The sequence below is a fragment of the Bifidobacterium merycicum DSM 6492 genome, assembly GCF_900129045.1.
GTDB classification, from domain to species: domain Bacteria; phylum Actinomycetota; class Actinomycetes; order Actinomycetales; family Bifidobacteriaceae; genus Bifidobacterium; species Bifidobacterium merycicum.
Window position 1 is genome coordinate 215,326 of record NZ_FQTX01000003.1, and the last position, 24,286, is coordinate 239,611.

At 59.8% G+C, this 24,286-nt stretch carries 22 protein-coding genes and 1 pseudogene; 7 read left to right on the plus strand and 16 right to left on the minus strand.

The genetic code is table 11. The annotated features are described in order from the left end of the window. Positions 1-14: 14 nt before the first annotated feature. Together glf and BUB29_RS06175 are read left to right on the plus strand one after the other, a co-directional pair. Complete coding sequence (gene glf / locus BUB29_RS06170) at positions 15-1,190, plus strand: UDP-galactopyranose mutase (protein WP_033522651.1); 1,176 nt, start codon at positions 15-17, stop codon at positions 1,188-1,190. Between the two features lie 118 nt (positions 1,191-1,308). After that, positions 1,309-3,732, plus strand: a complete 2,424-nt coding sequence (locus tag BUB29_RS06175) for a transglycosylase domain-containing protein (RefSeq protein WP_033522649.1) — start codon at positions 1,309-1,311, stop codon at positions 3,730-3,732. A 291-nt stretch (positions 3,733-4,023) separates the two neighbouring features. Here BUB29_RS06175 and leuA read toward each other — a convergent pair whose 3' ends face one another. After that, positions 4,024-5,931, minus strand: coding sequence for a 2-isopropylmalate synthase (leuA, locus tag BUB29_RS06180; protein WP_033522648.1), 1,908 nt, complete (start codon positions 5,929-5,931; stop codon positions 4,024-4,026). 228 nt (positions 5,932-6,159) lie between these two features. Between leuA and BUB29_RS06185 the strand changes: the two genes are divergently transcribed. Continuing rightward, positions 6,160-7,629, plus strand: coding sequence for a metallophosphoesterase family protein (locus BUB29_RS06185; RefSeq protein ID WP_051915299.1), 1,470 nt, complete (start codon positions 6,160-6,162; stop codon positions 7,627-7,629). Positions 7,630-7,913: 284 nt separating this feature from the next. Then, positions 7,914-9,155, plus strand: a complete 1,242-nt coding sequence (locus BUB29_RS06190) for an MFS transporter (protein ID WP_033522804.1) — start codon at positions 7,914-7,916, stop codon at positions 9,153-9,155. Here the strand turns inward: BUB29_RS06190 and BUB29_RS09540 are convergent. From BUB29_RS09540 to BUB29_RS10350, 9 genes and pseudogenes are all read right to left on the minus strand, one after another. Then, positions 9,152-9,958: a hypothetical protein gene (locus BUB29_RS09540; RefSeq protein ID WP_156098218.1), complete on the minus strand. Its 807-nt coding sequence runs from the start codon at positions 9,956-9,958 to the stop codon at positions 9,152-9,154. The two genes, BUB29_RS06190 and BUB29_RS09540, sit on opposite strands and share 4 nt — an antisense overlap. 108 nt (positions 9,959-10,066) lie before the next feature. Continuing rightward, the gene (locus tag BUB29_RS09545; protein ID WP_051915278.1) at positions 10,067-10,660 is read right to left on the minus strand and encodes a PASTA domain-containing protein; all 594 of its coding nucleotides are present in this window, start codon (positions 10,658-10,660) and stop codon (positions 10,067-10,069) included. A 30-nt stretch (positions 10,661-10,690) separates the two neighbouring features. Next, positions 10,691-10,903 (minus strand): hypothetical protein, encoded by a 213-nt coding sequence (locus BUB29_RS10110; RefSeq protein ID WP_051915276.1) that lies wholly within the window; start codon positions 10,901-10,903, stop codon positions 10,691-10,693. A 66-nt stretch (positions 10,904-10,969) separates the two neighbouring features. Further along, positions 10,970-11,059: pseudogene (locus BUB29_RS10340) on the minus strand (zinc-ribbon domain-containing protein); the annotation flags it as partial. A gap of 119 nt (positions 11,060-11,178) precedes the next feature. Continuing rightward, positions 11,179-11,799 carry a DUF5701 family protein gene (locus BUB29_RS06200; RefSeq protein WP_033522803.1) on the minus strand — a complete coding sequence of 207 codons (621 nt, stop codon included), beginning with the start codon at positions 11,797-11,799 and terminating at the stop codon, positions 11,179-11,181. Between the two features lie 98 nt (positions 11,800-11,897). Continuing rightward, entirely contained in the window at positions 11,898-12,371 is a 474-nt protein-coding gene (locus tag BUB29_RS06205; RefSeq protein ID WP_143155163.1) for a sensor histidine kinase, read from the minus strand. 5 nt (positions 12,372-12,376) lie between these two features. Then, a complete protein-coding gene (locus BUB29_RS06210; RefSeq protein WP_143155164.1) occupies positions 12,377-12,841 on the minus strand; it encodes a hypothetical protein in 465 nt (154 codons plus the stop codon). Positions 12,842-13,175: 334 nt separating this feature from the next. Then, complete coding sequence (locus tag BUB29_RS10345; protein ID WP_073117603.1) at positions 13,176-13,469, minus strand: response regulator transcription factor; 294 nt, start codon at positions 13,467-13,469, stop codon at positions 13,176-13,178. A gap of 58 nt (positions 13,470-13,527) precedes the next feature. Beyond that, the gene (locus BUB29_RS10350) at positions 13,528-13,680 is read right to left on the minus strand and encodes a response regulator (RefSeq protein WP_407640919.1); all 153 of its coding nucleotides are present in this window, start codon (positions 13,678-13,680) and stop codon (positions 13,528-13,530) included. 510 nt (positions 13,681-14,190) lie between these two features. Here BUB29_RS10350 and BUB29_RS09705 point away from each other — a divergent pair. After that, entirely contained in the window at positions 14,191-14,460 is a 270-nt protein-coding gene (locus BUB29_RS09705; RefSeq protein ID WP_143155165.1) for a hypothetical protein, read from the plus strand. Positions 14,461-15,122: 662 nt separating this feature from the next. Beyond that, on the plus strand, positions 15,123-16,217 hold the full coding sequence (gene asd / locus BUB29_RS06235; RefSeq protein WP_033522640.1) for an aspartate-semialdehyde dehydrogenase: 1,095 nt from the start codon (positions 15,123-15,125) through the stop codon (positions 16,215-16,217). 303 nt (positions 16,218-16,520) lie between these two features. On the opposite strand, the gene BUB29_RS06240 is transcribed toward asd, so the two are convergent. From BUB29_RS06240 to BUB29_RS06255, 4 genes are all read right to left on the minus strand, one after another. Next, a complete protein-coding gene (locus tag BUB29_RS06240) occupies positions 16,521-17,084 on the minus strand; it encodes an ACT domain-containing protein (RefSeq protein ID WP_033522639.1) in 564 nt (187 codons plus the stop codon). Positions 17,085-17,129: 45 nt separating this feature from the next. Continuing rightward, positions 17,130-17,894 (minus strand): aspartate kinase, encoded by a 765-nt coding sequence (locus BUB29_RS06245; RefSeq protein ID WP_034249956.1) that lies wholly within the window; start codon positions 17,892-17,894, stop codon positions 17,130-17,132. 250 nt (positions 17,895-18,144) lie between these two features. Then, on the minus strand, positions 18,145-18,747 hold the full coding sequence (recR, locus tag BUB29_RS06250) for a recombination mediator RecR (RefSeq protein WP_033522637.1): 603 nt from the start codon (positions 18,745-18,747) through the stop codon (positions 18,145-18,147). Positions 18,748-18,750: 3 nt separating this feature from the next. Then, positions 18,751-21,528: a DNA polymerase III subunit gamma and tau gene (locus tag BUB29_RS06255; protein ID WP_033522635.1), complete on the minus strand. Its 2,778-nt coding sequence runs from the start codon at positions 21,526-21,528 to the stop codon at positions 18,751-18,753. Positions 21,529-21,782: 254 nt separating this feature from the next. Here BUB29_RS06255 and BUB29_RS06260 point away from each other — a divergent pair, with 254 nt between their 5' ends. Next, positions 21,783-22,388: a TetR/AcrR family transcriptional regulator gene (locus BUB29_RS06260; RefSeq protein WP_033522634.1), complete on the plus strand. Its 606-nt coding sequence runs from the start codon at positions 21,783-21,785 to the stop codon at positions 22,386-22,388. A 222-nt stretch (positions 22,389-22,610) separates the two neighbouring features. On the opposite strand, the gene BUB29_RS06265 is transcribed toward BUB29_RS06260, so the two are convergent. Together BUB29_RS06265 and BUB29_RS06270 are read right to left on the minus strand one after the other, a co-directional pair. Then, positions 22,611-23,774: a diacylglycerol/lipid kinase family protein gene (locus BUB29_RS06265; RefSeq protein ID WP_033522633.1), complete on the minus strand. Its 1,164-nt coding sequence runs from the start codon at positions 23,772-23,774 to the stop codon at positions 22,611-22,613. Between the two features lie 32 nt (positions 23,775-23,806). Then, entirely contained in the window at positions 23,807-24,163 is a 357-nt protein-coding gene (locus BUB29_RS06270) for an Rv3654c family TadE-like protein (protein ID WP_033522631.1), read from the minus strand. Between the last annotated feature and the right edge of the window lie 123 nt (positions 24,164-24,286).

Genomic DNA, 24,286 nt, shown 5'->3' on the forward strand with positions numbered 1-24,286 from the left:
GGAAGGTTTTTGCTATGGCGCATGAGGAATATCCTGATCTGGTGATCGTGGGGGCTGGCCTGTTCGGCCTGACCGTGGCCCAGCAGGCCGTGGAGCACCTGGGCGCGAGGGTCGAGATCATCGACGTGCGCGACCACATCGGCGGCAACGCGTACAGCTACATGGACGAGGAGACCGGCGCCGAGATCCACAAGTACGGCGCGCACCTGTTCCACACGTCCAACAAACGCGTGTGGAACTACGTCAACCGGTTCACCTCCTTCACCTCCTATGTGCACCGCGTGTACGCCACGCACGACGGCGAGGTGTACCCCCTGCCGATCAACCTCGGCACCATCAACCAGTTCTTCCACGCGCGCTACACGCCCGCCGAGGCCAGGGCGCTCGTCGAGGAGCAGGCCGGCGAGCTGGCCGGCACCGACCCGCAGAACCTCAACGACAAGGGCATCTCGCTGATCGGCCGCCCGCTGTACGAGGCGTTCATCAAGAACTACACGGGCAAGCAGTGGCAGACCGACCCGAAGGACCTGCCCGCGGGCATCATCAACCGCCTGCCTGTGCGCTTCAACTACGACAACCGCTATTTCAGGGACACGTGGGAGGGCCTGCCCGCGGACGGGTACACCGCGTGGATGGAGCGCATGATCGACGACCCGCGCATCCACGTGACCCTCGACACCGATTTCTTCGACGAATCCCAGCCGTTCAACAAGGCGGCGCTGGCCGCGGCGGGCGTGCCCGTCGTGTACACCGGACCGGTGGACCGCTACTTCGGCTACTCGCTCGGCGAGCTCAAGTGGCGCACCGTGGACTTCAGGGAGGTCCGCTACGACGAGGGCGACCACTTCGGCTGCCCGGTGATGAACTTCTCCGACGCGGACGTGCCGTACACGCGCGCCATCGAGTTCAAGAACTTCAACCCGGAGCGCAGGGCCTCGCAGAACCCGGGCAGGACCGTGGTGTGGGAGGAGTACAGCCGTTTCGCCGAGCGCGGCGACGAGCCGTACTACCCGATCAACACCGAGGCCGACAAGGCGTTGTACGCGAGGTACGAGGAGCTCGCGAAGGCCGAGCCGAACACCGTGTTCGGCGGGCGTCTGGGCACGTACAAGTACTACGACATGCACAACGTGATCGACACCGCGCTGACCGCGTACGAGGAGCAGGTCGCGCCCCTTCTCAAGAAGTGATATAGCACGTCCCGTGGGCGCGGGAATTTGTGAGGATTCGACGGAAACTCCCGTTTTTTCGCCCTCTCCGGACGGAAAAACGGGAGTTTTCTCATGCCTTGTGGTTACGGTAGAACATATGTCACAATCTCGCAGCGCAAGCAGTGGTCGCAGCACCCGCTCATCGGGACGAAGCGCCGGTTTCACGAGAACGAACGGAGCCCGTCGTTCGAACAACGGCACCAGACCACAGAAGAACGCGACAACCAATTCGCCCGCCGCACGCCATTATCGCGGCGGTAACCATCGCACCAACGGCAAAGGCCCGAAGTTGAAAGGCCGCCGCAAGCATCTCATCCTCAAGTGGGTGCTCGGCCTGATCGGAGCCTGCCTTCTCGCTGGCATCGGCCTGTTCGCCTACCTGTACATCACCACGGAGATCCCGCAGCCCGAAAAGATCGCCATGGCGGAAAACACCACCGTGTACTACAACGACGGCGTCACGGAACTGGGTACCTTCTCCCAGCAGAATCGCACCATCATCCAATGCAATGCCCTGCCGAAATACGTGGGCAACGCCATCGTCGCCTCCGAGAACCGCACCTTCTACCAGGACAACGGCATCGACATCAGGGGCATCGCCCGTGCGCTCGTCAACAATCTGACCAAAGGCACGCGCCAAGGCGGTTCCACCATCACCCAGCAGTATGCGGAACGGTATTATCTGGGCGAAACCACCAGTTACAAGGGCAAGATCCGGGAGGCCATCCTCGCACTGAAAATCGCGCAGACGCAGGACAAGGATGAGGTGTTGTGCAATTACATGAACACCATTTACCTGGGCCGCGGCGCATACGGCATCCAGGCGGCGGCTAAGGCTTACTTCAATAAGAACGCCCAGGATCTGACGCTTAACGAAGCCGCGATGCTGGCCGGCATCATCCCCTCCCCTTCCAACTGGGATCCGGCGGTGAATCAGAAGAAGGCCGAATCGCGTTTCAAGCGCGTCATCAACATCATGCATGAGGATGGCTATATCACCAGCAAGGAGGCGAAGGAGGCCCAGCTTCCCGCCACCGTGCAGAACACACAATTGCAGGACGTCTACAAGGGGCCGAACGGTTACCTGCTGCAAATGGTGCGCAGCGAACTGGTGGATGCCAAGGCGTTCACCACGGACGATCTGGACACCGGCGGTTACAAGATCATTACCACCATCGACAAGAACAAGCAGGATCTGATGCAGCAGGTCGTCAGCCCGGCCAATAACGGTATGACCGGCGTGGTACCGGACGGCATGCAGTTCGGTGCGATGAGCGCCAACCCGAAGGACGGGTCGATCCTTTCCGTATACGCCGGCGATGATTATCTGGCCAAGCAGTACAACAACGCCACGCAGGCGCAGTATGAGGTCGGTTCCACGATGAAGCCGTTCGCATTGCTTGCGGCGGCGCAGGAGGGCGTAAGCCTCAACACCGTGTTCAACGGCAACTCGTATCGCACTTTCCCCGGCATCACCAGCACCGTGAGCAACTTCGGCAATGAGAACTACGGTTACATCAACCTGTACCGTGCGACGGCCATGTCGTCGAACACCGTGTTCATGGATCTGCAAACCAAGCTCGGCGCGAAGAAGATCGCGGAAACCGCCCGCACCGCAGGCGTGGAAAGCACATCGCTCGACGGTTCCGAACCGTTCACCGTGCTCGGTAACAACGCGCTCACGGTGAAAGATATGACCGGCGCATATGCCACGCTCGCCAACCAGGGAGAAAAGCCGACCCTGCACATCGTGGCCAGTGTGAAAAGCTCCGCGGGCAAGGACCTGTATCTGGCTCCTTCCACCACCGAACGCGTGTTCCAAGCCAACGACGTGAATCTGGTGACCAAGGCTCTGACCGGCGTCGTGCAGTCCGGCACCGCCACCGAAGCGCTCAATACCGGTCATACCATCGCCGGCAAATCCGGTACGTCGAACAACTCGTACGCGGCGAGCTTCTGCGGTTACACGCCTTCCGTGGTGTCCGTGTTCTCCATGTGGTACCCGGACGCGAACGGCAATCCGCAGGTGATTCCGGCATTCGGCAGCTGGACGGGCGGTTCCGATTACCCGGTTCACCTGTTCACCCAGTACATGAAGCAGGCGTTGGACGGCACACCGAACGAGACGTTCCCCACCGCCAAGGACAACGGTAAGGTCGGCGGCCCCGACGGCACGTGGGGAACCGGTTATTCGAAGTCGTATTCGAACAACTACTACGGATACAGCAGGCAAAACTACAACAATAGCGGTAGCAACGGCACGACCGGCAGCACCACGAACGGTACGACCGGTGGCACCAATCCGAACGCAGGCTCCCAGACCACTCCCGGCACCACGAACAGTGGCGGAACAGGCGACTCCGGAAACACGAGTGGCGGCGGTACCAACAGCGGTGGTACCGGTGGTACCGGTGGTACCGGTGGTTCCGGCGGCACCGGCGGTACCGGCGACTCCGGAAACGGCGCGGCCAATTCCGGTGGCACCGGCGGCACGAGTGGCGGCGGCACCGGAACCGAATAGTCCAAGTCCATATCGGCTCGGCCAACAAACGGGATACCGGGCCGGGTATGGGAAAGCTCGAACGCGTTTCATGCGTTCGAGCTTTCCTGTATTCACATGTTCATATGCCGCCGCGACCAGCGTCCATAGCGTGCCATCGGCATGTTCCACGGCCCTCGTCACAGGCTTCCTGCGCCCTCCTCAACGCCGCAAGCCGACCATACAGTAAGATCCCGTATCCGAGGAAAGAACGGATACGGGATCTTCTGCGTTCACAACGGTGACGGTCGGATTGACCGACCGGGGTCGGAATCAGCGCTCGGAACGATTGATGGCGGAGATGATGGCCTTCAGCGCGCTGGTGGTGATGGAGGAATCGATGCCGACGCCCCAGATGATCTGGGATTCTGCGTCCTCACCGACCTGGCATTCCACGTAGGATGCGGCCATGGCGTCGGTGCCGACGGACATGGTGTGTTCCGCGTAATCCATCACGGACGCTTCGATGCCGAAGTTCGACAGCGCGTTGAGGAATGCGGCGATCGGACCGTTGCCGATGTCGGAAACCTCACGCTCACGCGGTTCGTCACCCGGCTCGATGCCACGGTCAAGCACCTTGGCCTTGAGCACGGTATCAGAGCCGTCCTCGCCGGAGGAGACCGCGACCTTGAGGAGCTTGAGACGACCCCACTGCTTCAGGGTCTCGTCACTACTGTCACCGACCACCACGCCAGCGGCAGTGGCACCAGACTCCTCGACCGGCAGATACTCGTCCTTGAAGAGGCGCCAGATATCCTCGTCCTTGACTTCCTTCTTGGTTTCATCGGCGAAGTTCTGCACGACCTTGTCGAATTCGACCTGCAGGCGCTTCGGCAGATCAAGATTATGGTTCGTCTTGAGCAGATACGCCATGCCACCCTTGCCGGACTGGGAGTTCACACGGATGATCGCCTCGTAGGAGCGTCCAATATCCTTCGGATCGATCGGCAGATACGGCACCAGCCATACGAACTTGTCCAGATCGGCACCAGCACGATCGGCGGCCACCTGACGAGCCTCAAGGCCCTTCTTAATGGCGTCCTGATGGGAACCGGAGAACGCGGTGAACACGAAGTTGCCCGCATAGGGGTGACGCTCGGAGATCTTGATCTGATTGCAGTATTCGACGGTCTTGCGAATCTCCGGAACATTCGAGTAGTCGATCTGCGGATCGATGCCCTGGGTCAGGAAATTCAGGCCAAGCGTGACCAGATCGACGTTGCCGGTGCGCTCGCCATTGCCCAGCAGGCAGCCCTCCACACGGTCGGCGCCGGCCAGCACCGCAAGCTCGGTTGCGGCGACGCCCATACCTTCGTCGTTATGCGGGTGCAGGGACAGCACGATGGCGTCGCGGTCGTTCAAATTATTGGACACGTATTCCACTTCGTCCGCGAACACGTTCGGAGTGGTCATCTCCACCGTTGCCGGCAGGTTGATGATCATCGGATGCTCAGGGGTCGGCTTGATCACGCCGGTCACGGCGTTGCAGACCTCGACGGCGTATTCCGGTTCGGTGCCGGTGAAGGATTCCGGGGAATACTCGTAGTACAGGTCGATGCCTTCGGCTTCGCTCTCCAGGCTCTTGCACAGTTCGGCGGCGCCGATGGCCAGCTTCTTGATCTCTTCCTTGTTCTTGCGGAAGACGACCTCGCGCTGCAGTACGGAAACGGAATTGTAGAAGTGCACGATCGCACGCTTGGCACCCTTCAGGGCCTCGTAGGTGCGGCGAATCAGATGCTCACGGCACTGGGTGAGCACGACGATGGTGACATCGTCCGGAATGAGCTCGCGCTCGATCAGCATACGAATGAAATCGAAATCAGTTTCGGAAGCCGACGGGAAGCCGACCTCGATCTCCTTGAAACCCATCGACACGAGCAGATTCCAGAAGCGCAGCTTGCGTTCGGAATCCATCGGGTTGACGAGAGCCTGGTTACCGTCACGAAGATCGACGGAGCACCAACGCGGTGCACGCTGCAGTCGCTTGCCCGGCCACGTACGCTCCGGGTAATCAAACGGCACCTGCTTATCGTATGCGACGTACTTGGTGTACGGCATCTTGCTGGGCTTTTGCGGAGCTCCAATGAAACGCGCCGGAGGCAGCAGCGGGTCGTTGTTACCTCCGTTGGACGCCGCAGCCACAGCCGCGAGATCAAACACAGACGATTGATCCTGACCCATCACTCCTCCTTATCCTGGTTTTGCCGGATTGTCCGGCCATCACTTTGTTACACGCATGTTACTTATGCGCTGCGGCCAATCTTAGCGGTTCCTCATCCCAATACTTACCCGTATTTCGTGATATGGCGGAATATCTTCATCAAGATAAGGAAAGGTGTGGAGACCGCCGCCGATTCCCGCACCGAATCGCCGCATATACACGCCCGCGAACCCCTACAGTTGGTGGATATGAATCTGCGTTTCCGCAACGACGGCAGCTTCCGCGTGCTGCAATTGGCCGACATCCAGGACGGCCCGAAAGTCAGGCCCGATACGATCCGGCTAATCGAAGCCGCTATCCGTGAAGCCGACCCCGATCTGATCGTACTTACCGGCGACCAAATCCGCGGTTACGACCCCGCCTATATCAACACATTCCTGCGCCGCCGCGGCGAACGCCCCGGTGCCAGGCTGCGCGCGGTGACGAAACTCGAAGCGCGGTTACAGGGCATCAAGCAGCGTCTGCTCCGCGGAACCGATGATGGTTCCGCAACTGACAAGCTTCTGGAAGAGACTCGCGGCAAAGTGCGCGGCACCTTCAGTTCTTTTCTGAAACCAGTGACGGATGCGGGCGTGCCCTTCGCCGCGACATACGGCAACCATGATTTCCAATGCGGCATCCTCGCCGATGAACAGGATGACATCTACCGCGAATTCCCCGGATGCCTGAACCCCTCCCCCGGTTCGTCGCAGTTCGCGCCGGAACCGGGCACGTTCGCACTGCCGATCGAAGCCTCGGACGGATCAGGGCGCATCGCCATGAGCGTGATGCTGCTGAATTCCGGCGATTATGAGAATGACGGCAATGACGGTACCGATAACGTCAGCAATCCCGCGAATGCCAGTAATGCCGCGAATACAGACAACGCCGTAAACGCCAACGGTTCCATGGCGTCCTACATCGACTACACAGCCAACCCGCATGCCTGGGATCTGGCCGATTCGAACGGGTACGGCACGCCGACACAGCAGGCCATCGACTGGCTGGGAACCGTACAACGCGAACTCGGCGCACGCAATGGCGACGGCGAACCCGTGCCGGCGATCGTGTTCCAACACATTCCCCCGCAGGAATTCTACGATTGCCTCAAGGAAGTACCCATGTGGACGCCGAACGCGGTGGAGGGAACGCGCAGGTATGCAGGGCGATGCTACATGCTGCGCACGGATATCTGCCGACCCGGTTCGCATTTGGGCGAAGGCATCGGCTGCCCGGATACGAACGCCGACGAAGTGCATGCGATGAACGATGCCGGCGGATATTTCGCGCTGTATTGCGGGCACGATCATAAGAATTCCTTCGTCGCGCACGTGCATGATCTCGACCTAGGCTATTCACCGACCTGCGGATTCGGCTGTTACGGCCCGAAATCAAGGCTGCGCGGCATACGGTTCTTCGAATTCAACGAACGCAATCCGCGCGGATATGTCACGCGCGTACTGACCTGGGGCGAGCTGATCGGCCGCTATTCCAGCAACGAGATGAGCGTGTTCTTCGGCGACCATTGCGCCACGGACCTCACCGGCATCCGCAACGAGCTGCGCAGACCCCAAGTGTTCGCGCTGCTGACCGGCCTATTGGGCTTCAGCGCCTTCACCATCATCCGCACGCTGTTCGGCGGCGGAAGGCACGGCGAGAACCACGGCAGGAAACACTAATAACTAACATCCACAATGAATGACACAGCTGTCGCGGTACGACGAATCATGCGAGCGTTCACCCGCCGTTTACCGGTGCACGCGCACGCTCCCAGTTTGGTGAGGGACAATGGTGCCCAGCACCGACGAATCGCCCCGGAAGGACATGCATGCCGAACAGCGCACCAATCCACAGCATTACGGCCAGTACGTCTGGCACGGCCGGCAACGTCGGCAATACCGGCAACGCGCCGGGCGGCGGGAGCGCTGGCGACTCGACGCCTTCGAACGCAACCGCACCGCGCATGAGGTTCACCGCGCAGGAGAAGAAGTGGATCGTCTACGACGTAGGCAATTCGGCGTTCGTGCTGCTTTCGACCGCAGTGGTGCCGATTTACGCGAATTCACTGCTGGAGGCCGCCGGGCAATCCAATATCGTGTCCACTTGGGGCTACGCGCAAACAATCGCCTCACTGGTCATCGCCGTACTCACGCCGCTGCTGGGGTCCATCGCCGACGTGCAGGGCATGAAGATCCGGTTCTTCACCGGTTTCCTCCTCACCGGCGTGGTGATGTGCTGTGCGATGGCGCTGCCACTCGGATGGCTCGCGTTCCTTATCGTCTGTGTGCTGGCGACCATCGGTTTGAACGGCTCACTCACCTTCTACGATTCGATGCTGGTCGACGTGACCACCGATGAGCGCATGGATCGCGTGTCCTCGCACGGCTACGCGTGGGGGTATATCGGTTCGACGGTTCCGTTCATCGCATGCATCGCACTGATTTTCGGCGGCCCGGCGCTGCTTGGCCTGCCGACGGTGCTGTGCACGCGCATCTCGTTCGTGATCACGGCGATATGGTGGATCGCGTTCACCATCCCGCTGCTCACCAGCTACCGCCAAACGCATTACCGTGCCACGCGGGACAAGACCGGCGAGGCGATCCGCGGCACATTCGACGAACTGCGTTCCACATTCCGCGCGATTCACGCGAACAAGCCGCTGTGGATGTTCATGATTGCGTTCTTCTTCTATATCGACGCGGTGAACACGGTGATTTCGATGAGCACTTCGTATGGCACGCAGCTGGGCATCGATCCGACACAGCTGGTCGCCGCACTACTGGTCACGCAGTTCGTCGCGTTCCCGTGCGCGATCATCTATGGCAGGCTCGCCGATCGGTTCGGCGGCAAAACCATGATCGTCGCCGCGGTGATCGTCTACCTGTGCATCGTGTTCTTCGCGGCGTTCTTCCTGCGTACCGCCACGGAATTCTGGATTCTCGCAATTCTCGTAGGCATGTTCCAAGGAGGCATCCAAGCCCTGTCACGCTCGTATTACGGCAAGCTCATTCCCAAGCAGCATGCCGACGAATACTACGGATTCTATGATGTGTTCGGCAAGACGGCTTCCGTGCTTGGCACGTTCCTGGTGGCGACTACCACGTCGATCACCGGCAATGCGTCGCTCGGCGTGCTGTCGATTACGATTCTGCTGGCGTTGGCGCTGGTGTTTCTGCTGGCGCAGAAGGATCCGACGCGGGGCTAATGCGAAGAGGTGCTGGCCGCTCCCTTGACCTTGGCATCATCGAGGGTACTCCAGTCGGGTTGGGTGTTCTCAACGAGATAATAGACGGTGTCGTCACTCGGCGCGGGCTTCATTTTGATGACAGCGTCCCTTGAACCGGTATAACCGTTGTACGGCAGGAAGGGGTTGAACCACTCCGACTTCTTATCCGCCACTGTTTCGCTTTTCTTATACAGATTCACATCACGGTAGATCAGGAACGGCCTGTCAGTGTCCACAGCCTTCTGCTTCTTGGCATCCGCGAGCGCGGCGGCATCGAAATAACCGTTGGATTCCAACGCATCCAAATCGGTACCCACCGGTGCAACCATGAACATGTCGGGCATACGGAAGACAGCGCCTGAATCCTCAATATCCGTATGCTCGTTATTCTCATCGGTTGCCACAACCTTGCCAGCAGAACAGTACGCAAGTCGAACCGACCCATCAGCCTCAAGTTGAGTATCACCACACCAATAAGCGTAGAACGCGTTATACGGCATCAATTCGAATGCGCCAGTATTGCCTTTCAGCAGGTAATCGCCGCCCTGATCATTATCCCCGCATAACGCCTGTTGTGCTGCACCACAGGCAATAAGTTTTTCACCTGTCATGCTGTATTTCGTGTTCGCACCACCTGCAGTGACTTTCAACCAGCCACTGCTGCCGTAGTTTTCCGTCTCACCCAACGTGATGCAATCACCGGCATTGGTGCACCATTGCCCGGCTTCGACAGTGGAAAGCGGGGTCAGGAAGGTTTTGCCAACGTCCTCATATTTCTGCATGAACGTCTGCTTGGCACCCTTAGCATCCACGCCCTCATACAGGGTCACGGTCTGGCCATCGCTCAGCTTGCTGCCCGGACCGGGAAGGGATCCGGAGATCTTACCGACCTATTGCTTGGAGGAGAGTCGCTTCTCCGTTTTCACGGTATAGCCCTTGTCTTCCAGCTCGGTTTTCACCGTATTCACATCCTGGCCGACGATATCGGCCGGCAGACCGTCGCCCTTGGCCGCGACACCGATGTAAATGCCGATTTTCTCGTCGCTCACGCCCTGCCCCGGCTGCGGGTAGGTGCTAACCACCGAACCGGGCTTGACCTTGCTGGAATCGGACACCACAACCTGCTTGTAGTGCACCGGCACGCCCATGTTCTTGAACGTGGACGTCACCGTTGTCGCCTGCTTGCCGACGGTATCGCTCGGCACGCCCGGACCCGCCGATTCACGCACCACCACATGCTGGCCGGAACGGATGCGCTCGCCGTCTTGCGCATTCGCGTATCCAAGGAACGCACCTTTCTTCTCACCGGAGAATTCCTTGCGCGCCGAAGCGTCCAAGCCCTTGTTCTTCAGCTGCTTCACCACGTTGCTCGCAGTGGGGGCCTTGTCGGATGTTGCCGTGCTTTTGCTTGCGACCGGCAGGGTTTTACCGCCCCACAGCTCCATGTAGTAGGTCACTGCGGCCACGGTCCCAGCGAGCAGCATACCGCTACGATCGCGGCGATCAGGATGGCCCTACGTTTGGAGGATGGGCGTGGCGGCGACGGCGGTACCCACAGATGCGACGGGCACTGCGGGTGCTGCGGGAATGTCCGGCTCAGCGAATGCCGCAAAACTCACCGGCCTGATGACTTCGGTCGGTTCGGCAGGTTCGATGGGCGCTGCGGGTTCCGCAGTCTCCGCAACCTCCGCGATTTCCAACGCACCGGCTTGCGACTGACCCTTCACCGGCGATTCCGCCGGCGGCTCCGCCGGTTTCTCATCATGCCGTGCAAGCGACGGCCGCTTCAGCGCGGCACCGCAGCTAGTACAAAAACGATCATATTCACCGTTTTTGCTTCCGCATTGCGTACAGAATATACAGTTCCCCTCTTTCCGACCCACGCAAATCGATGCCTTCCCTTACCGCCCAGTATATTGGCTGTCCTGTCACGAAACCACGTAAATCCCAAGAATCTCGCGAACCCGTAAGAGAAGAGGGGAGAAAGATCAATCAGACAACGTCAGCGGAACAAGCTGACGCCGCGACGGGCGACGCAATACGCATTACCCAGCCACGTGTGACGGGAATTCGGCCACACCGCGCCCAACCGTGGTGCGTTCTGACTCATCCAGATGCTCGGCACGCGCCCATCCGTGGAACGTGACCCAAGCAGATTGAACCCGTTCTTGACCTCCAGCCAATCAGGATGCTGCGTGGCGATGGCAAGCCCCTCCTCAAGCGTAAGCGGGAGACGATCATCAGCGTCGATGAGCTTACGGGCCACATCGGGTTCACGGTTGATATAGCAGGTGCCCGTATGCGGTTCGACGACGAGATAGAACGGGCCCTCCGGCGGTTCGAAACCATCCTGCGGTAGGAAGCTGGCGATATCGCGCGGCGGCATGGTGGTGAATCCGGCCATACGGTTGATGGAAGTGCGGGCGATCAAGGATTCGGGAGACACCAGTTCACGTGTGGGCACCAGCAGAATATCCTTGCCCAAATCACAATGCTCCAACGCATTGATGAGCGGATTGGCCAATGCCCGAAAATCATCGGCCGACATATCGGCCACATCCGGATACCCCAAGGCGACGATGCGATCAAGCTGTTTACGCGCTTCTGCTGATGCGATTGACATGGTTCCAGTGTACGCGAGCGCTTCACCCAAAGCGCGAAGCCACGTCGGCTACGCGTTTGCGACGGGAATCCCACACATGCACAGCCAGTTGCCCGATATTACGAATCCATATTGGATTCGCGCGGAATGCACGCCTCCATGCTCCACCAACGAATTCCGTTCTCCTCGCGGACAACGATCTGTAATTCTCCCCCACGTTCCGCAAGCTGCGCTCGAAACCGTGAAAGACCCGTACCTCCTGAAGCCGTATCAGCATTGACTGCATCGGCATCCCGCAATCTCACCACATATTTGTTAAGGAGCGCTTCGACCGTAAGCACATATCCGAACCGGGCATCGGCATGCTTAGATATATTCGCGCAGAGCTCTCTCACTAATCCGATTAACAGCCGAACGATATCCGCATCGTCGTTCCCCGGAATCATCTCGGGAATCAGAATCGCACCTTCGTGTCCAGACAATTCCAAACGCGATTGCTGCGTACGTTCAATCTGATGAAGTTGCTTCAGAATCTCATCTCCCGCGATTCGGTCATCCGCTCTCCTCGATCCTCCCACGCTGACAATCGGCATATCCATTATCCCGTCAAGACAACTCGCATCATCAAGCCGATCAATAAGGGCACGTGAATGATGCGCAGCATCATCAAGACAACCAATCGCCTCGGATATGCACGTGGAATCACCGCACTGCGACCGCTGAAGTAGCAGCAAAGCATCCGTAACATCATTGGCGATATAGTCATGCGCATATGAGCGATCTCAAGATTCATAGTGCGGCGTTGCACCATGTCGATGAGTTCCGTTTGACGTCGTCCCTGACGAACGAAACCTCCCACTACAGCAGACAGGACAAGCAACGCAAGCAAAACGAACAAGCTCTGAGAGAAACCAGCACTCGCCGAAAAGGATTCCCCTCCGATTGCCGGCAGTAGCCAACTCATTCCCGCCACTACAACCGAAGACGTCACTCCATACTCCAAATGGGAATGACCCAATATTCCGACCGCCATCATGCATGACACCAAGAATTCATCAGGCAAAGCACCCCCATAACCCACATGGGAAAAGCGAAATACACCAAATGGCAAGAATCGCCCAACTGCCAGCCTTGGGAAGAAGCACAACCGTTCCCAGCGACACCAGCGACGCACCAACCAGCAGTGCGTCGCCTAAGTTTCCTCTGGTATTTGGCTGCAGCATAATATCGGCGAGTGCGCAACAATGAATCAGCAAGCATACTGTAACCAAAGGCAATACACCTTTTCGGCCGTGAAGAGCCGTGCTGATGCTACTGCTTCCGGAACACCGCCGTTTGCTACGCAACACAGTTCATCCCTCTTGCTGGCATAATCATTTCATTATTCCGCATCGGATTCAACGATGAATAAGATGCCGTTGCAAACAAATTCGAATGGCATCCACACGTCTGCTTACGCCAAGTTTCCGAGAAGCGTGATTAACATGTGACAGCACTATCCCGCATGAAATATGCAACTTACCACTAATCTCCTTGGTAGTAAGGCCACGCGCATACAAGCCGAGTATCTCCAGTTCCCGTCCGGAAAAACCCCGCGGTATCATCCGGTACAGTATGCAGACGCGCATACGCTTCCTTCGCAGAAGGAAAATCACCAGGGCATTCCGCATGATTTCCGGACGCAACCGCATGTATCGCCTTCATGAAGGCAGGGGAGAAAACATCCTGCTTGGAGAATAGCCCCTGGGCTCACGCTGCGGCAAGCTGCTGCTGATATTCGTTCAATGAGTATGAGCTCACCCCGATGATACCAATCGATGAATCATGACGCCTGATTTGACGGCAAACATCGACGCCTGAAATACCGTTCAGCGCAAGATCCAAAATAAGGACATCAGGCACGCGATGACGAAGAGATATTTCGTTCAAGCAACACCCGTTCCAGGGTTCGTTGCGCAGTCAGATCAGTCCAAGCGATTCGTATCGAGCCGTCCTCATGCTGCAACATCAACGACATCATTTCCAACGCACATGCGTCGTTATCGAGAATCCCCACGTTGATATGCCACTCACCCCGACCCTCATTCATGCTCCATATCATAACGCCCATAGCGCTCTCAGAGGAGCTGCATGCCATCTCCATTTTTTCTGTAATAACGCTTGCGATTTCAAGGAGAAAATCTCAAACTTGCATCATGCCCCAATGAAGCGAGCACAATAAAGCACTGACAAATGGAAACGAGATGATGGTGAGAGGCAATGATTCGGAAAACCATTTGGTGGATTACGTATTTTTGCACCGTAGCGGCAATTATATGCGGACTTGAGATCCTAACCGGACTTCCTGCGCAAGTGCAGGTATCCCTGCCTTTGGGAACGCACCTATGGACTGCATTATGGTGCGCTTTGGGAATGATGATCATCGTTTTCGTGCGCCTGTCAAGGGGGTATCCGCTGCTATTCGTCGTGTGCTCCACGGCTATCTGCACTTTGGACTGGCTTGTCCTTGGACTGAAATATTCGCACATCGCCGTGGCCGGCCTGCTCTCGACTCCCAATGTTGAAATCATCAGCAATGTTCTCAATCTCATTGCGATTATTGTGCTTACCGTCTCATGGCCTCGCTCGGACAGCGGAAAAGACGGGAATCGATACGGTGAAGAAGATCCCGGAGTCGTGTGATTCTGTTTCCATATGATGCGCAGACCGGCAGGTTACGCAACGTTCCGATGAAGTCAAAGGCGTCCTGCGCTCAAACCAATCTGACGAACATGCTGTCGGAACCGGGAACGTCGCGGAAGCCAAAATGCTGGTAAAAGCCGCGCGAGACATCATCATAAGGATTAACGACTAGCGCATGAAAAACCTTCAAGCGCCTCGTCAGAATTCAGCCTCCGCAGTTCAAGAAATCCCGCTTCGGCTACGCCCATTGAGGTTCTCTCCGCATAAGATCTTTCATCTCAGCCGGAACAGACTCGTCGAGTGCGCGAAGAAACGCCTCGAACGACTCGTTCTCAAGCTTGGGGGCGGAGCTCCCCTCTACGGCAGTAGTCTCCACATTGATATGCCGCTCACCCGTACTCATATTCATGCCCCATATCATAACGCATAACGCTCACGAAGGTATTGCATGCACTGTCTCCAACGAGGCAACCATCCAAGTTGTCTGGACTTTATCGCCAGCCCACACGCAGACCAGCATGCGGATAGGCTTACCGGCTTGTTCCGCGGGTTTCGTAAGATTGAACAACGCGTGTGGCCGCCCGCGGAGTCGTTTTGGACCGGCTGGTCGACCTCAAGCGTGAAATCATACGAAACCGTTCCAGCACAAGCGAGAGGTTGTTATGTCCGAAAAGATTAAGGTCGGCATTCTCGGAGCTACGGGCATGGTCGGGCAGCGCTTCGTCACGCTGCTTGAGAACCATCCGTGGTTCGAATTGGTCACCCTTGCCGCGTCCGCGCACAGCGCCGGCAAGACTTATGAAGAGGCCATCGGCGGTCGCTGGAAGATGGAAACGCCGATGCCCGAGTTCGTCAAGAACATGGTCGTCAAGAATGTGGCCGACGTGGAGGACGTGGTCAAGGACGTCGATTTCGTGTTCTCCGCGGTGAACATGCCGAAGGCCGAGATCCGCGCCATCGAAGAGGAGTACGCGAAGACCGAAACCCCGGTCGTGTCCAACAACAGCGCCCACCGCTGGACCCCGGACGTACCGATGGTCGTGCCGGAGATCAACCCGCAGCACTATGAGGTCATCGAGCATCAGCGCAAGCGTCTCGGCACCACGCACGGTTTCATCGCCGTCAAGCCGAACTGCTCCATCCAGGCGTACACCCCGGCTCTGGCCGCATGGCAGGAATTCGAGCCGCGCGAAGTCGTGGTGAGCACCTATCAGGCTATTTCCGGCGCCGGCAAGACGTTCAACGACTGGCCGGAAATGCTGGGCAACATCATTCCGTTCATCTCCGGCGAAGAGGAGAAGTCCGAGAAGGAGCCGCTGAAGGTTTTCGGCCACGTGGACGAAGCCAAGGGCGAGATCGTGCCGTTCGACGGCCCGCTGAAGATCACGTCGCAGTGCATCCGCGTGCCCGTGCTCAACGGTCACACCGCCACCGTATTCATCAACTTCGGCAAGAACCCCACCAAGGACGAGCTCATCGACCGTCTCGTCAACTACACGAGCAAGGCCGCCGAACTGGGCCTGCCGCATGCTCCGAAGCACTTCATCCAGTATCTGACCGAGGATGACCGTCCGCAGGTCAAGCTGGATGTGGATTACGAGGGTGGCATGGGCGTTTCCATCGGCCGTCTGCGCGAGGATTCCATCTTTGATTGGAAGTTCGTGGGTCTGGCCCACAACACCCTGCGCGGTGCCGCCGGCGGCGCTCTGGAAAGCGCGGAAATGCTCAAGGCATTGGGTTACATCACCAAGAAGTGACGCGCATGGGCGCGGTGACGCGCTGCGGATGACGTGGCATGCGCCCGCATCCATATGTCGGCGGAGGCCGGGTCGGGAAACCGATCCGGCCTCCGTTTTTGCGCTTATATGGCTGATGCCGTGCAGCACAGCTTGTGGGGAGGCGCGATACGAAAAAACAGTGCGCAGCATGATGCGCGAATACGAAAATATGCAAACGCACAAACGCACAAACGCACAAACATGCTTACATAACACTTGAGGCGGGCCCACGCGCTTGCGTGGAACCCGCCTCATGCGGAAAACGTCGAGTCGGAACCCGAATCAGCGACCGGTGCCGCCGTACACCACGGCTTCCACCTGGTCGGTGTCAAGACCGTACGCGGTGTGCAGCGCCTTGACGGCGTCGTTGAGCTGATCCAACGGCACCAGGGCGGCGATGCGAATCTCGGACGTGGAGATAATCAGCACGTTGATGCCCTTCTCGCTCAGCGCGTTGAAGAACTTGGCGGCCAAGCCGGAATGGGTCTTCATGCCGACGCCCACCACGGCGACCTTGCCCACGTTGGTGTCGATATCGAAGGACTTGTAGCCGAGCACGTCGTGTCTTTCGATGAGGATCTCACGAACCTGCTTGACCGCAGCTTCAGGCACGGTGAAGGAAATGTCGGCGGTGCCGACGGACGCGCCCGCCTGCACGATCATGTCGACGTTCACGCCGGCCATGGCCAGCTCGGTGAACACCTTGGCGGCCATACCGGGCTCGTTCGGCACGCCACGCACCGTGGCCAGAGCCTCGCTGCGGTCGTGGGCCACACCGGAGATGACCGGCGCCTCCGGTCCGAGGTCGGGGAACAGGTCACCCATGGATTCGTTCTTATCGCTCATGTTCTCTTGCTTTCGCTTCTGTTGGGATGGGAGTGGTTTCGTTGACTAGTCGAGGTTCGGCAGCGTGCGCGGATCCACGCCGTTCGGCACGACCAGCGTGCCGGTCCTATGGGAGAAGGACGAACGCACGTGCAGCGGCATGTTGAAACGCTGGGCGTATTCGACGCAGCGCAGCGCAAGCACCTTCGAACCGCATGCGGCCATTTCGAGAATCGACTCGTAGTCGATGCACGGAATGCGCTTGGCGGTCGGGACGATACGCGGATCGGCGGTGAACACGCCATCCACATCGGTGTAGATCTCGCACATGTCGGCGTCAAGCGCGACGGCCAAGGCGACCGCGGACGTGTCGGAACCGCCACGGCCGAGCGTGGTGGCGTCACCATTGGCGTTGATGCCTTGGAAGCCGGCCACGATCGCCACGTCACCCTCGTCGAGCGCATGCTTGACACGGTCGGGCTTCACGGACTTGATATGCGCGGCACCATAACGCGCATCAGTGAAGAAGCCAGCCTGCTGACCGGTGAAGGAGTGCGCGTTGGCACCTTCGGCGTGGATGGCCATGGCGAGCAGGCTCATGGAAATACGCTCGCCGGCGGTCATCAGCATATCCATCTCACGCTCGGGCGGGTTGGAATCAATGCTGAGGGCCTGATCGATGAGGTCATCGGTGGTGTCGCCCATGGCCGAAACGACCACGGCGACGGAATTGCCCTTCTTTTTCGTCTCCACAACACGGCGGGCGACGCGCTTGATGGATTCGGCGTCGGCCACGGAGGAGCCGCCGTATTTCTGCACGATGAGAGCCACAGTTGTCCTATCCTCTATCTCAAAAGTTTCAAACCTGCGTCTCATAGTACGCAAGTGTGACGATTATATGGAGGGGCATATTACCGTTGACTGCCCCGTTCACGATTTGGGACGCCGAAACGGGGCGGTTTCGGCCGCGCGGATGCCGGTTCAGGCTTCGGTTCAGGCTTCGGTTCAGTGGCCGAGGCGGGCTGTCGGACGGGTACGACCGGCACCGCTTGGTACCACCTGACCGCCGATCAGGTTCCGATCAGGCTTCGCGCCTGCCGGACAGCGCACGCCCGAGCGTGATTTCGTCGGCGTATTCGAGATCGCTGCCCACCGGCAGACCGCTGGCCAGTCGCGTCACCTTCAATCCGACCTGACTGAGCAGACGGCTCAGATAACTGGTGGTCGCCTCGCCCTCGATATTCGGGTCGAGTGCGAGGATCACCTCCTTGACTTCACCGTCCCCCAGTCGTTCCAGCAGTTTCGCGATGTTCAGGTCGCTCGGGCCCACATTCGCCATGGGGTTGATGGCACCGCCGAGCACGTGGTACAGGCCGTGGTATTCGCGGGTGCGTTCGATGCTCATCACATCCTTGGGCTCTTCGACCACACAGATCATGCTGCGGTCGCGGCGCGGGTCGGAACAAATCGGGCACGGTGATTTTTCGCACACGTTGCCGCATACTTCACAGAATTTCACCTTCGCCTTGACCTCGGCGATGGCGTCGGCCAAGTCAGCCGCCTCACGTTCGTCACTGCCGAGGATGTAGAAGGCGATGCGCTGGGCGCCTTTCGGTCCGATGCCGGGCAGTTTGGAAAACGCGTCGATTAACCGTTGGATCGCCCCATCGTAGGCCAATGCCATGCGTCACTCCTCCGTATGCTTCGTTGTCTGATGCGCGTTACGCGGGTTCCTCGGGTCGTCGGCCGCGAACTCCTCGACCTTCTTGACCTCGAACAGGCGTTTGATGTCGTCGGGGCTCATGGCCGTGGCCGCACCCAACGATTCGTCGCTCATCGAATATTCGTCCTCATCGGCCGCGACCTGCGGTTGTGCGGGCGCGGTGGCCGCGGGCATCGCCCACGGGTCAGGTTCGGCCGGCGCCATCGGTTCCGGTTCCGGGCCCGAACCCGGCATGGGTTCAGCCGGAGGCGGAATCGGCGCTCCCGCCATCTGCCACGGGTCGTCGGACAGGTCGACGCCGGAGGATGCGCCCATCCGGTTCTGCTGGTTCGCCTGTCCAGGCTGGTTCGCCTGGTTCGGTGTTCCGGCAGCCGACGCGGATGCGGATGCGGCTGTGGACTGCGCGGGCGTTCCCTGCACGGCGGTGGATGCTGCCGGAGTGGCCCACGGGTCGATGCCGTCGCTCAGATCCGGCACTGCGACATGTTTGTGATGTTCCTCACCCTGACCGTTTGCGGCGGTCTGCTGGGCGGTCTGATTCTGCGGATGCGACTGCGGGGGCACCGCCCACGGATCGTCATCCGCTTCCGTTCCCTGCGCAACCTGGCTTGCCTGCGCCGTCGGCGCCGCTTGCCCGGCGGCTCCGGGAACAGCCCAGCCGTCCACGGTCTCATTGGCGGAGGATACCGAATCCTGCCGCTGATTCACCGATCTTTCCGGAGCGAAACCGTCAAGCGATCGATGCGCGTCGGCATCATCGGACGCGTCCCCCTGCGCACCCGACGTATCCGAAGCGTCGGACCGTTCACGGGACGTCGATTCACCGACGGGTTCACCCCACTGCGAAACGTTTGCCGTGGCGGATTTCAGGTTCTCCTGCAACAGCTGGGTCTTGATGCGCTGCTGTTCCTCCGCGGGAAGCTGCTTGAACGCCGGCGCGCGCACGCCGTCATCGGTGAGCTTGGTGGGTGCGATTTCGACATGTTCGCCGAAGGCCTTACGCACTTCGGCGCGCACGATGTCGACGACCTTGGTGGTGCCGTCGACCGCTTCCTTCGCAACACCCAAAGCGAAGGCATACTTGCTCAACGCCTTGTCGAATTTCAGCCACAGACGCATTTTCCCGGTGCTCGGCTGGGGCGCGTACTTGACGCGCACCACCTTGTCGCGGGACACGTACCCGCGTACATCCTGCGGAAGATCGCGTACCAGCGCATCCCATTTCTCGTCCGGCGCGCGACCGTCCTCGGCCTGGGCGGCAGGCTGCTGCTGAGATTCAGATGCCTGCTGCGTGTTCCCGCCCTGCGACTGCGGCGCGGCAGCCGTGGCGGGATTCGCCGTATTCTGCGTGGCGGCGAAACCGGATGCATCAAGCTGCGGCGAGGACGGTTGCGTCGAAGCGGCGGTTGCGTTCTGGCCATGATCCTGACCACGTTCCTGGCCGTGCTCCTGATTGCGCGCGGCACCGGCGAAACCACCGTGTGCGGGCGCGGATCCCGTATTGCGTGAGGCACCGGCGAAACCGATATGCCCTCCCGCCGGAGCGGCATGCTGCGCCGCGTTCGTCACGCCAGCGTTGGTGCCGGGCTGGGCGCTCACGGGTGCACCCGCGGAAGCCGCATGGTCCGCCCAACCGTTCTCACGTTCGGCAAGCAGACGCGCCGCCAGCAATTCCAGCCTCATACGCGGCGAAATGGCGCCCGTCATGTTGGCCAACGTGGCGTTCATCGTGTCGGCCATCACCGTGAGAGCGTTCAAACCAAGCGCTTCGGCCTGGCGGCGCAGCTCGGACATATCCTCACCTTCGGCGGAATCGGACAGCACGCTTTCCGCGCGATCTCCCGCCAAGGTGAGCACCATGAGGTCGCGCACGCGGGCCAGCAGATCCTCGACGAAACGACGCGGATCGAAACCGCCCACCACGACCTTCTGCACCACGTCGTAAAGCGCTTCGCCATCACCGTCGATCACCGCGTCGATGCCTTGGCCGATCAGCGCATCCGGCGTGAAACCGAGCAACGCCACGGAAGCGTCATGCGTGATGACACCGTCGACGGATCCGATCATCAGCTGATCAAGCACGGACAGGGTGTCGCGCATGGAACCGCCGCCTGCACGCATGGCCAGCCTGAGCACGCCGGGTTCGGGCTTGATGTGTTCCTTCTCGCAGATTTGTTCTAGGTACGGTCCCATAACCTCCTGCGGCACAAGGCGGAACGGGTAATGGTGCGTACGCGAGCGGATGGTGCCGATTACCTTGTCGGGTTCTGTGGTGGCGAAGATGAACATCACGTGCTCCGGCGGCTCCTCAACGATTTTCAGCAGCGCGTTGAAACCTTGCGGGGTGACCATATGCGCCTCATCGAGGATGAAGATCTTATAGCGGTCGCGCGCGGGCGCGAATCCGGCACGTTCGCGCAGTTCTCGCGCATCGTCCACACCGTTGTGCGACGCCGCGTCGATTTCGACCACGTCGATGGATCCCGGGCCTCCCGTGGCGAGATCCTTGCAGGACTCGCATTCGCCACACGGGTGGGAGGTCGGCCCCTTCGCGCAGTTGACGCAGCGGGCGAGGATTCGTGCGGAACTGGTTTTGCCGCATCCTCGCGGTCCGGAGAACAGGTAGGCATGCGTCAGCTTGCCTTCGTCCAACGCCCGCATCAGCGGCACGGTGACCTGCTCCTGTCCAATAACGCCTTCGAACGTATCAGGGCGATAACGACGATAAAGAGCCAACGCCATATTTCTCAACACCTTCCGGTACTAGCCAGCGCGCATCGCGTGCGCACCGCCACCTTACTGCATTCCCGTCCCGGCACATCATGCCGCGACGGACTATGCGAACCGCACGCATACCCACCTTACTGATTTCCGCACACCGATGCCATACGGCCCCACGCCTTCGGCATGTGCGCGTCGGAATCGACTCGTCAACGGCCATGCGCACGACGTGCACACGGCATCCCGGCCTGCCCGCATCCCGTACACTGGAATCTATGAGTTCCGGCAAAACCCCAACGCCCAACGGGAAGGACGACGCGCGTCGCGCGGCCATCGTGCGCGCGGCACGTGATATCTGCGCGGAGAAAGGCTTCTCCAAGGTCACCGTCAGCGACATCGCCAACCGTGCACGTATGACACGATCCTTGTTCTACCACTACTTTGCCGATAAGAGCGAAGTGGCCGACGCCGTTCTCGACGATGTGGCCGGGAGCATCCTCGCCCAAATGGAGGAATGGAACGCCAACCGCGAGACCGGCAATATCGATGGGGCGTTGAACGACTTCGTCGTGCTCACCCGCAGAATGATCGTGGATGAGAGTCCGTTCTCTGCACGTCTGGTCCAGGATGGCAACGCCGCGCTGTACATCCGGTTCCTCGACCGGGTCACCGACCGCATCGCCGATCTGCTGCAGCAGACCACGGCACGTGATTTCGAGGAACGTCACGATATGCCGATCGTATGCGTGCACGAAACGTTCGTCATGCTCGTTTCCGGGGTGATTTCGCTCATCCGTTCGCATCCTGACGTGTCCAACGCCACCATCAAACGGCTTATCGCGCAGACGCTGCATCTGAACGATTACGTGCATTTCGACTGAACCGGGTTCCCGTCGGTATTCGGCAGGCAGCATTCGGCAGACGGCATTCGGCAGGACCGTCCAACGGGTCAGCCCGGCCGAACGTCCGAATGCCGGGCGGATGAACGGCTTTCAGGCCCGCCAAGGCCCCGTTATATCCGCCCGGCAATTCACGCTGCCCGCAGCACCCACGGCATCAAGCGCATACGGCATGTACGGCACATATGACGCATACGGCACACGTTATCGCAGGAAGCTTCCGGTGACCGGATCGCGGCCGTCACGCTCGATGGCGTGCAACAGCTGTTCCTCGCCACGTTCCCGACGATGCCAGTCGACGACCGCCGGCGGTACGAGCACACGCAAGGTACGGCCGGCCGCTTCGACATGCACGGGCAGCATTCCCACGGATTCGCCGTCCGCCATCAGCACGGGCGGCTCATCGCCTTCCTCCGCGCAGGTGATGCTTACGCTTCGCACACGTCGCCATGCCAGGAAGTCGCAGGCCAGCACCTTGCCGTCGTAGGCATGGCGCAAGGCCTTCGCGATTTCCGGCAGGGTCGGCACGCGTTCCATCCACACCATGTCGAGTAGACCATCCTCGAACGACGAGTACGGGGACAGTTCGATGCCTCCCCCGATATGCCGGGAATTGGCCACGGTGAGCAGCGGGGTCACGATGTCGCGTTCCTCGACGTCGCCGTGTTCATCGGTGATCACGACGTGGTACCCGTACCGTTTCATATGCATCAGTTCCATCAGGACCGCGGCGAAATAACGGAACGACCCTCCGGGCAGGTTCGAATGGTTGGCGCGATCGTTGATGCTCGCGTCGATGCCGCAGGACAGCATGCCGGCGAAACGACGATCGGTGCTTTCGGATTCGCCGTTCGGCACGATGCCGTTCGACGCGATGCCGTTCGACGCGATGCCGTTCGACACGGCGTCGTTCGACGCGGCGCCATCCGGTATAGCGCCGCCCAACGAGGTGACATGACCCATATCGATGTCCATGTGTGAACCGCAGACGATGGCTCCGACAATGCCTTCCACCGCGGTTTCGATGCGGTTCACCGGAAGTTCGAGACCACGGGCGAAATCATTGCCCGAGCCGACGCCCACGATGCCCAATGGCACACCGCTGTCCGCGACGGCGTTGACGCCGAGGCTGACCATACCGTCGCCACCGACCACGATCAGGTAATCGTAGGTTCCTTTCGCGTTTTCCAGATTGCCGAGCGACTCCTCAAGGGTGCCGCCGGTCAGATCGGTCACATCGAATCCGTGCACCTCACTCCGGGAGACGAGCAGATCCATCACCCGCTTGTCCACCTTCGCGCCTTTGCCGTTGTTCGATACGGGGTTGCCGATCACCGCGACGACCGCATGGTTCCTGTGCTCATTCATATCCACACGATACGCATACCCGGCTGGGCCAGTCAACGGCACGCCGCAGGCCCCGCACGCGCGGAAGCGGTGATGCGCGGCACGATCGGCAGAGCCGTATCCACCGCGACATCGGCAAGAACATCGCCGGCGTAGTCGCCTTCCGTGCGGCAGGAAGCCAGGCTTGCCCCGTTGGCTTTCGCCACGGTGGCCGCCACGGCGCATGGTTCCTTCTGCGCGTTCCGCCAAGCAATCGCCGCGGAAAGCGCCGCGAGATCGGCTGCCGACCGCGCCTGCGCATGCCGTATGACCACATGACCGGCACCGGCCGCGGCCGTCAGTAGCACGGAAACCATCAGGATCAGCGCCGCTCCGACCACGGTGCCGGAACCACTCTCCGCACCCCGCAATCCGGTGGATAGTCTCCGCGCAAGACCATGGGCACGCTTATGAGCGCTTTGCCGAAACCGCCGCCACGGAAAGCCGTGAAACAATCCGTGGAACAGTCGGCGGAAATATTGCCGTCGCAGCGA